Source organism: Glutamicibacter sp. BW80, assembly GCF_002332385.1.
GTDB lineage: Bacteria > Actinomycetota > Actinomycetes > Actinomycetales > Micrococcaceae > Glutamicibacter.
In genome coordinates this window covers 1-1211 of record NZ_NRGV01000019.1, presented here as the reverse complement: position 1 = coordinate 1211, position 1211 = coordinate 1, and the positions used below count along the sequence as shown (strand labels likewise).

At 60.2% G+C, this 1211-nt stretch carries 1 protein-coding gene; it reads left to right on the top strand.

From position 1 onward, the window contains the following. Window positions 1-146 precede the first annotated feature (146 nt). Window positions 147-1211, top strand: a 1065-nt coding sequence (locus CIK76_RS05580) for an ISAs1 family transposase (RefSeq protein ID WP_096284291.1), incomplete at its 3' end; no start/stop codon positions are given.

The following is a 1211-nucleotide window of genomic DNA, read 5'->3' as shown; positions in this document are numbered from 1 at the left end:
CCAGGGCTACCGCAAAGTCCGGGTACTCAGCCCAAGCCACACGCTGACTAGGCGAAGTCATTAAACGTCATTAAATCGCGATACAGCAAAGGCCTCTGTTAATTCTGGAGTTGCGAAACAATAGAACCTAACAGAAGCCTTTACTCTTGCTATCATCCCTGATCAACCAGCTCCAACGCCAATTCCCTGGTGCCAGCCTCGCCACAGAACTTCACGACCCGCGCGCAGGCAGTCCACTGTTCACGGTATTGGCCGCCATCAAGGATCCGCGCCGCCGGCGCGGGGTCCGCCACCCGTTGCCCCTGGTTCTGACCCTCGCCATCGCCGCGTACCTGGCGAACCACCACAGCTACACCCAAATGCGTGAATACGCCGTTGACCTGTGGCAACGATATCCCGGGTGGGGTGAGAAGTTCGTGCACGGCCCACCATCGCAAGACACGTTCGAACGAGTCCTGGCTCTCATTGACGCCGACCAGCTCGATATGGCCAGCACCCGCTGGGTGACCGGCCAACTGAGCAAACAACCTCAGGTAGCACCCGATGGGCCGCGGGTGAAGCGGCACACCGACTTCACCACCATCAGTGCTGACGGGAAGGAATCACGCAGCGCCAAACACGGTACCGGGACCCGCAGTCACAACCTCGCCGCCGCGGACCACGCCACCGGCGTGGTGCTGGCCCAGGTTGCTGTCGGGGAGAAATCCAACGAGATCCCGTACCTGAAGAACCTGCTGCACACCATCAACGAGAATAAGCCCGGTTTCCTGCGCGGTGCGGTCCTCACGATCGACGCGCTACACACGCAGCGGGAAACCGCACGCCTGGTCCGCTCCTACGGGTGTGAGTACGTGATGACCGTGAAAGGCAACCAACGAACACTTCAAGCTGACTGTGCCGCGCTGGGCTGGGAGAAGATCCCGGTGACCGACAGGATCGAAGAGTGGGAGCACGGCAGGTATGTGCGCCGTGAGTTGAAGCTGGTGCAACCGGTCGGCGCGTTGAAGATTGCTTGGCCGTGGGCTGTGCAGGTCGGCCAGTTGACCCGCATCAGCCAGCGGACAGCTACCGGGAAGATCAGCAGGGAGACTGTTTACGTCGTGACGTCGCTGGCGCCAGACAAGGCCAATGCGTCAGTGCTCAACCGGATGCTGGTGAATCATTGGGGTATTGAGAACAAGGTTCACTGGGTTCGTGATGTGGGGTTCAAT